The following is a 9,070-nucleotide window of genomic DNA, read 5'->3' on the forward strand; positions in this document are numbered from 1 at the left end:
CGACAGGCGGGGCAGAGCCCTTTGCTTACTTTGGGGCTTTTCCAAAGTGAGCCGCTGTAAGAGCGGAACCATAGGTGGCCGTTACCGAAGAAACGGATATGCACACCACACCACACCACCACTCAAATCCTGCGTCTACGCCCCAACTGCGGAATCCCCAAAGCAGGCACCACCTCCACCCGCTCCACCCGCCTCCCAACCACCCCCGCCAACCCCACCACCGTCGGCTGACTGAACAACGAGCGCGCATCCACCTCCAACCCCGCCTTACGCATCCGCGCCACCACCCCCACGGCCAACAACGAATGCCCTCCCAACTCAAAAAAGTGATCCTGACGCCCCACCCGATCCAGCTTCAGCACCTGCGCCCAAACCCCAGCAATCACCGTCTCCACCTCCCCCTGAGGCGGTTCATAGGCGCGACTCAACACCGCCTCCACCCCAGGCTCCGGCAACCCCTTGCGATCCAGCTTCCCCGCCGGATTAAGCGGCCACACCTCCACCCGCACAAACGCCGAAGGCACCATGTACTCAGGCAACCCCTCCACCATGTAACTGCGCAACGCCTCAAGCCCCGGCACCGCATCACGAACAGTGAAATACGCCACCAACCGCTCATCCCGAATCAACACCGCCACCTCCCGCAACGCAGGATGCGCACCCAACCGCGCCTCAACCTCCCCCAGCTCCAGCCGAACCCCGCGCAGCTTCACCTGAAAGTCATTGCGCCCCAGAAACTCCAGGTTCCCGTCCGGCAAATACCGCACCAGATCCCCCGTGCGATACAACCGATCCCCCGCCACAAACGGGCTATCGATAAACCGCTCCGCCGTCATCTGCTCCAACCCCAGATACCCGCGAGCCACGCCCACCCCGCCGATATGCAACTGCCCACTGCACCCCAGCGGCACCGGCCGATCATGCTCATCCAATACGTAAAGCCGGGTATTACTGATGGCCCGCCCAATCGGCAACTGCAACCCCGGCACCGGCGCACCCGGCTCCAGCGTCCAGGCACTGCTGTCCACCGTCGCCTCGGTCGGTCCGTAGACGTTATGCAAGCGCACCTTGGGCAATCGCGCCTGAACCCCACGGGCCAAGGCCTCTGTCAGCTCCCCACCACCGCATAAAACGTCGGTAAGGCTGGTACAAAGCGCAGACTCCTCCAGCTCCAGAAACTGCTGCAACATCGCCGGCACAAACTTGATCACGCTGACCTGTTGCTCACGAATCACCTGCGCCAGGTACGCCGGTTCACGGTGCCCATCGGGACGCGCCAGGACCAGGCGCATGCCATTGGTCAGCGGCCAGAACAGCTCCCACACCGAACCGTCAAAACTGAACGGCGCCCGCTGCAACAACGCGCCACCCTCGGCATTCGGGCACAGTTGCGAGCCCCAGTGCATCAGGTTGCCCAGGCCCCGATGCTCGATCATCACGCCCTTGGGCGTGCCGGTGGAGCCGGAGGTGTACATCACGTACGCCAGGTTGCGTACGCTCAGCCCCGGCACTCGCGGGTTGCCTTCAGGCGCCTGCTGCCAGGCGCCGTGGTCGAGGTCGATCACCGGTATCGACACCTCCCCCGGCAAATCCCGGGTCGCGCCGTGTACCAGCAAGGCGACCGGCGCGCTGTCTTGCAGCATGTAGGCGAGACGCTCGCGAGGGTAGCCCGGGTCCAACGGTACATAGGCGCCCCCCGCCTTGAGGATGGCCAGCAAGCCCACCACCAGGTCCAACCCGCGCTCGACACACAAGGCGACCCGCGAATCCGGCTGCACGCCGCGCTCGCGCAGGTGATAGGCCAGGCGGTTGGCGCGCTCGTTGAGCTGGCGGTAAGTCAGTTGCTGCTCACCGGCCTGCACCGCCACCGCGTGAGGTGTGTGCCGGGCATGGGCTTCGAACAGGGCGTGGACGGTCTGGTCCTCGGGGTAGTCGGTTTCGCTGGCGTTGAAGTCCACCAGTTGCTGTTGCAGTTCGGTCGCGGGCAGCACCTGCACATCGAACAGCGGCGCCTCGGGCGTCTCCACCAATCCCGCCAGCACCGTGCCAAGGTAGTCCAGCAGGCGCTGGGCACCGACCTTGCGGGGCGCCTTGGCCTTGAGCCGGAAACCGCTGGCCAGGTCGTCCACCGTCAGCATCAGTGGGTAGCTGAGGATGTCTTCGCTGCTCAGCAATTCGATGCCGGGCTGCAGCACCTCGAGTGCCTCGACCGAGACATGCCGGTAATTCAGCAGGCTGTTGAACAGCGGTGTGACGCCGCTGCAACGCTGGGCCAACGCCAGGGACGCTTGCTCGTGGGCGAGCAAGGCGCTGAGTTGCTGCTGCGTCTGCCTGATCGCCTCGCGCACCGTCACCCCGGCCAGGCGTACCCGCAGTGGCAAGGTGTTGATGAACATGCCCAGGGCACGGTCCGCGCCCTCACCGGCCTGCAGGCGTCCCAGCAGAACCGTACCGAACACCACATCGTCACGGCCCGAGACGCGACCCAGTACCTGGGCCCACGCCAGATGAAACAGGCTCGCCGCGCTGACACCCAAGGTGCGGGCCTGCTCGCGCAACAACTGGCCGAGTGCGTCGGGAAGCAGCACGTCGGCTTCCTCGGTGTCACGGCGATCCGCCTGGCGTTCCTGTAAACCGAAGGCCAGGGTCGGCTCGTCGACATCCGCCAGCCGCTCGCGAAAGAACGCTTCGTGCCCGGCCTGGCGTTCCGCTGACCGGGCCTGGGCGACCACGTTGCGATAGGGCACCGGCGCCGGCAATTGCTGTTGCTGGCCAAGCAGATGAGCCTGGATTTCCGCCATCAGTACTTGCGTCGATGTGGCGTCGTTCACCAGGTGATGGAAACGCAGCATGCCCACCCAACGGCGGTTCTGCCGGTCTTCGGCGTAATCCAGGGCCATCAGCGGCGCCTTGCGCAAGTCCAGTGGCCGCTGGCGTTCGCGCAGTTGTTCGAGAATTGAGTCCCCCTGGAGGGCCACCGGTTGCACGTCCAGAATCGCCTTGCGCCACACCACTTGCATCGGTTGTTCGAGGGCATCCCACGCCAGGCTGGTGCGCAGGATGTCATGGCGGTCGATCACCTGTTGCAGCGCCTGGGCGAACGCTTCCAGCTGTTCACGGCGGGCAAAGCTGAACATCGCGTGTTGCTGGTACGGATCGCGCTCGTCGGTGATGTGGTGATACAGCAGGCCTTCCTGCAACGGCGCCAGCGGGTAGATCTCCTGCACATTGGCGGCGCCGCCGGGGATCGCGGCGACGATGCGTTCTATCGTCGGCGGGTCCAGTTCGGCCAGCGCCAGCAGGTCCGGAGTAATCAATTGGCAACCCGCCGGAACACGGTTGGCCGGCACATCAAGCACGGTGCCCTGGCCAACCGCTGCCGCCAGTGCGGCCAGGGTCGGCTGGCCGAACAGCACCTGCACGTCGGCCTGCAACCCGACCTGGCGCATGTGCTGCACCAACTGGACCGCCAACAGCGAATGGCCGCCCAACTCGAAGAAATGGTCATGCCGCCCCACCCGCTCGACGTGCAGCACATCGGCCCAGATCTGCGCCAGGGCGATTTCCGTAGGCCCTTCGGGGGCTTCGTAAATTCGACTGATAAATGCATCGGCACCGGGTGCCGGCAAGGCCTTGCGGTCGAGTTTGCCGTTGGCCGTCAGGGGCAGCGCGTCCAGCTTTACGTAGGCCTGCGGCACCATGTAATCCGGCAAGCGTGATTTAAGATGGGCGCGAAGCGCTTCAATCGCTACCGGCGCATGCTCGGTGAACCAGGCCAACAGCTGCCCCTCGCGTACCAGCACCACCGCTTCGGTGACCCCTTCATAAGCCGCCAGGGCGGACTCGATTTCCCCCGGCTCGATACGCACGCCGCGAATTTTTACCTGGTCGTCGTTGCGGCCCAAATATTCAATATTCCCATCCGGCAGCCAACGCGCCAGGTCGCCGGTGCGGTACATGCGGCCTGGGTTGAATGGGTCATCAAGGAAGCGCTCTGCGGTCATGTCCGGGCGGTTCAAATAGCCCCGCGCCACGCCTTTCCCGCCGACGTACAACTCGCCTGCAGTACCGATGGGCACCGGCCGCTGTTGCTCATCCAGCAGGTAGACCGCGGCATTCGCGATGGGTTTGCCGATGTGCAGCGCCTGCCCGGCCTCAACGAGGCCCGAGGTGGCAACCACGGTGGCTTCAGTGGGACCGTAGTTGTTGATCACCGTGAAACTGCGCGCCTGGTTGAACTGGCGCAGGCGGTCGCCACCAATCAGCAGCGTGCGCAAAGTCGGGTGTTCGATATTCTGGCTGAACGCATACTCGGCCACCGGCGTGGGCAGGAAGCATACGTCCAGTGGTTGCGCGCGCCACCAGGCCAGCAGCGCGTCGATGTCTTCGGCGCCGTCGTGGGCCGGCGGCAAGTGCAAGGTCGCGCCCACGCACAGCGCTGGCCAGACCTCCCAGGCCATGGCGTCAAACCCGAAACCGGCAACGCTGGCGGTATGGCTGCCCGCGTGCAAATCGAAGGCCTGGCAATGCCAGTCCACCAGGTTGGCCACGGTGTGGTGCTCCACCATCACGCCCTTGGGCAGGCCGGTGGAGCCCGAGGTGTAGATCACATAAGCGAGGTTGGCGGGTGTCATCGCCACTTGCGGGTTGCGCGCCAACTGCGCCGTGGCGTGATCCAGATTGATGACCGGCACGCTCAATACCGGTAGACGCTCGAGCAAATCCGTCTGCGTCAGCACCGCCACCGGCGCGCTGTCATCGAGCAGGTAGTGCAGGCGCTCGGCAGGATGGGCCGGGTCCACCGGGACATAACAGGCGCCGGACTTGAGAATCCCCAGCAAGCCCACCAGCGTCTCCAGGCCGCGCCGGGCGACGATCGCCACACGGTCGTCGGGCTTTACCCCCAGCACCAATAGCTGCCGCGCCAGGGCATTGGCCCGTTGATTCAATTGGTCATACGTCAATCGCTGCCCCTGATACACCGCCGCCACCGCATGCGGGGTCACCGCGGCCTGGGCCTCGACGCGCCCATGCAGGGTTTGCGCTGCGGGATAGGCCTGGGCGGTGGCGTTCCAGCGTTGCAACTGCGCGGTTTCCTCGGGCGTTATCAGCGAGAAGTCAGCCAGGGGCAACGCGGTGTTTTCCAGCCCCTGCTCCAGCACATACACCAGGCGATCAGCCAGGGCCTGCACCTCGTGTACCTGGAAGTACGCCTCGTTGTAGACGCAGTGCAGGCACGCCGTGTCGTGGTAGCGATTGCTGCGCAAGTGAATCGCCAGCGGCAACGGCTCATGGTGGTTGGACACCTTGATTGCCCGGGCCGACGCCTGGCCGTAGCGAAATTCATGGTCGTCCTGCTCATAGGACACCGACAGGTCGAACAGTTGGCCGCGGTCGACGCGCAGCAAACCCAGCTCGCGATTCATCTCGCTCAGCGGGAAACGTTGATGCCGAAAATCCTGCTGGAGCTGGTCGCGCACGCCACGCACCAGGGCGCTGAAAGGCAGGTCGTCGCGGAACTGCAAGCGCACGGCACTGACCTGGGTGAACAGCCCCAGGGTCGAACGAAAGCGTGCATTGGAACGGTTGAGTATCGGCAGCCCCACCACCCACTCCTGGCGCTGGCCGGTGCGGCTGAAGTACAGGTACATCGCCGCCAATAACACATGGAACGCCGACGCCTGGTAATGGTTCGCCACCCGCGCCATGCGATTGAGCAGCGCCGCCGGAAACGGTGCTACCAGGGTGTTGCTCGGTGCCTCGCCCTTGGCCTGGTAACGGCGCGTCAGCAGCGGCTCTGGCAGCGCCTGGTATTTGTCCAGCCAGTAGCTGCGGTCCCGGGCGTAACGGGCCGACTCGCGATAGCGTTCATCGTTGTCGATGAAGTCGATATAGGACGGCGCCGACAGGTCCGGCTGCCGGCCCTGCTCCAGGGCGCTGTAGATACCTGCAAGGGATTGCAGCATCTGGCCAAAGCCCCAGCCATCGAGAATCAGGTGGTGAGCCTGGGTGCCGAGGCGGTAATGCTGGTCATCGAGCTTGACCAGGAAGAAGCGGAACAACGGCTCGTCGACCAGCGCATAGGTTCGCGCCATCTGCGCCTGCAACAAGGCCTCGGCGGCCGCGCGGGGATCCGGCTGGCGCGAGACGTCATGCTGCGGCACCGATACCGCCATGGCCTCGGCAAACGCCTGCCGTGGCAAGCCATCGGCCGCCACTTGCAACACCGTACGCAATGCGTCGTGCTTGGCCACCAGGTGCTCGATGGCTCGCTGGATCAATGCGGGATTCACGGTGCCCGTGAGTTCGATATAACCCCCGATGTTGTACAGCGGCGAGTCACCGAGGCGCAGTTGGTCGAGCCAGATATCCCGCTGGGCGGCGGTCAGGGGGAAATACGTCATAAGATCCTTCTCATGTGAGGTGTCGATAAGGCGCACAACGCCCCATTGAGGCGAAATCAACGGGATTTAAGCATCGCCCCGGAGGGCCGTATGTCACCCGAAACCCGGACAGCCTGGGTACCGCGCCGGGGTTGGCTGATGGTTCAGTGCTGAAACGATTAAATGGATGTAGGAGATTGGCTACATCTGGCCGATGCCATATAGCCGGGCATGTCGAGAAAATTGAGTAAATATGTTTTATATCAACTAGTTAACAAACTCTAAAATCCTTTTACCCTGCAGCTTCAGCCTATATCCCTGTCGGAAATGACGAAATAATGGCGCGCTTTTTATGGCAGGTTGTGTCCCTCGTTTCCGCTACATACGTAGGACAAATCCACGTGGCTAAATGAAGCCTCGAGCACCGACCCAGGTTCAAGGAGAACGGGAGGCCTGCACACGTACGGGCAACCGTTGACGGTTTTCGACATCAAGGATGAGATGGCTATGAGTCTGACCAGCAGTATTCGGAATATGGAAAATCCGCATTTTTATTTCGAGTTGGGAGAGTTGATTTCAAGCACCGGCACTGAACACTTCGCAGCGAACATGCTGCAACTGGTCAACAAGCTGGTACCGGTTCACTTGGTGGACCTCAGTGAATGGACCCTCGACGAGCACCAGGCCTGCGTGCTCGATATCAAGTTACTTGGCAGCGACGGGTTGAAGCAGGACCTGCCGCCACCGCGCACCCTGCATCACCGCGACGATCATCCGCTGCTGAAAAAAATGCTCGGCATGAACGACCCGCTGTTGATCCAGATGAATGCCAAGGCCGACAGCACCCACACCCGCGGCACCTCCCATCAGTGCAACCTGGTATCGCGCCAGGCCAATCGGCGCTGCGTGATTTCGTTCTACCGGCCCCACACCCAACGCGCCTTTTCCCTGGCGCAGCTGTCGTTTCTCAAGAGCCTTTCGGAAACCTTGCTGCCGTTGATCGAGCGCCACGCGCAGATCAATCGACAGGCCCCGCCGGTAGCGCCCGAGCCCTCTAAAACTCCGTTGGAGCAGTCGCAATTGCAGCGCGAATTCTATAAACGCCTGTCACTCAGTGACATCACCTTATCGGCGCGGGAACAGGAGGTTTGCCTGGGGTTGTTGACCGGCGGAACCGTACCGCAGATGGCCGAGAAACTCAGCGTGAAAAACAGCTCCATCGAAACCTACCTCAAGCGCGCGGCGGCCAAACTGGGCGTGAGTGGCCGGCATGGCCTGGCCAAATGGATGGTTGGCGCGTGATGAAAAAACTGATGCTCGGCGTGGCGTGTGTGCTTGGCGGGTGTTCGTTGATCCCGGACTATCAGCGGCCCGAGGCACCGACCCCGGCGCACTTCCCGGTGTATAACGCGGACCGGGTGGGGCCATCGGCCTCCGGGCCTGACTGGCAACAGTTGTTCCGTGACCCGGTGATGCGGCAGTTGATTGGCCAGGCCCTGGTGAATAACCGTGACCTGCGGGTGGCGGCGCTGAATGTCGAAGCGTTCCAGGCGCAGTACCGCATCCAGCGTGCCGACCTGTTCCCGGCGGTGTCTGCCACGGGTGCCGAAAACCGCCAGAAAGTCCCGCGGCGCGCCACTACCACCGGCAAGTCTGCGATCACCTCTACCTATTCGGCGACATTGGGCGTCAGCGCCTACGAGCTGGATTTTTTCGGCCGTGTACGCAGCCTCAGTGAGCAGGCGATGCTGCAATACCTGGCCACTGAAGAAGCTCGGCGCAGCGCGCAACTGAGCCTGGTGGCCAACGTCGCCAACGCTTACCTGACCTGGCGCGCCGACCAGGAACTGCTGGCCCTGGCCCGGCAGACGCTGGCCTCGGACGAGCACAGCCTGCGCCTGACGTCGCGCAGTAAAACGGCGGGCAAGGCGACGTCGATCGATGTGATCCAGGCCCAGACCAGCGTCGAAAGTACCCGGGCAAGCATTGCGCGCTACCAGCGGCAGGTGGCCCAGGACCTCAACAGCCTGGCGTTGCTGGTGGGTGGGCCGGTGCCGGATTCTTTGCCGGCACAGCCGCTGTCCGACGACCTGGTAGCCCGGGTGCCGGCCGGATTGCCGTCGGACCTGCTGCAACGGCGGCCGGATATTGTGCAGGCCGAGTATCAGCTTCAGGCGGCCAACGCGAATATTGGCGCGGCGCGGGCGGCGTTTTTTCCTTCGGTTACGCTGACGGCCAACGCGGGCACCTCGAGTAAGGATCTGTCGGGATTGTTCCAGGGGGGCTCGGGGAGTTGGGGGTTCCAGCCGCAGATCAATCTGCCGATCTTCAATGCGGGCAGCCTGCGGGCCAGCCTGGATTACGCGAAGATTCAGAAGAACATTTATGTCGCGCAGTATGAGAAGTCGATTCAGACCGCGTTCCAGGAAGTCTCGGACGGGCTGGCGGCGCGTCAAACGTATAACGAGCAACTGGCGGCGCAGCGGGATTTTGTTCGGGCCAACCAGACGTATTACGACCTGGCTCAGCACCGGTATCGCAGTGGGGTGGACAGTAATCTGGTGTTTCTGGATGCGCAGCGGTCGTTGTTCAGTTCGCAGCAGGCGTTGATTGTTGATCGGTTGGCGCAGTTGGTGGCGGAGGTGAATTTGTATACGGCGTTGGGTGGGGGGTGGGAGGGTGATTCT

3 protein-coding genes are annotated in these 9,070 nt (G+C 63.2%); 2 read left to right on the forward strand and 1 reads right to left on the reverse strand.

Annotated elements, in window-relative coordinates; all coding sequences use genetic code 11:
- Positions 1-122: 122 nt before the first annotated feature.
- Positions 123-6,404, reverse strand: coding sequence for a non-ribosomal peptide synthetase (locus A462_RS31885; RefSeq protein ID WP_008430235.1), 6,282 nt, complete (start codon positions 6,402-6,404; stop codon positions 123-125).
- A gap of 486 nt (positions 6,405-6,890) precedes the next feature.
- Between A462_RS31885 and A462_RS31880 the strand changes: the two genes are divergently transcribed.
- Positions 6,891-7,685 (forward strand): helix-turn-helix transcriptional regulator, encoded by a 795-nt coding sequence (locus tag A462_RS31880; RefSeq protein WP_008430236.1) that lies wholly within the window; start codon positions 6,891-6,893, stop codon positions 7,683-7,685.
- Positions 7,685-9,070: efflux transporter outer membrane subunit (locus A462_RS31875; protein WP_008430238.1), on the forward strand; the 1,386-nt coding region annotated here is incomplete at its 3' end. The genes A462_RS31880 and A462_RS31875, both read left to right, overlap by 1 nt.

This window comes from Pseudomonas sp. Ag1, assembly GCF_000278565.1.
Taxonomy (GTDB): Bacteria; Pseudomonadota; Gammaproteobacteria; order Pseudomonadales; family Pseudomonadaceae; genus Aquipseudomonas.

Bases quoted from the DNA above. Each gene is read 5' to 3' on its own strand.
- A462_RS31880 (WP_008430236.1), top strand. From the start codon at position 6,891: ATGAGTCTGACCAGCAGTATTCGGAATATGGAAAATCCGCATTTTTAT.
- A462_RS31885 (WP_008430235.1), bottom strand. From the start codon at position 6,404: ATGACGTATTTCCCCCTGACCGCCGCCCAGCGGGATATCTGGCTCGAC.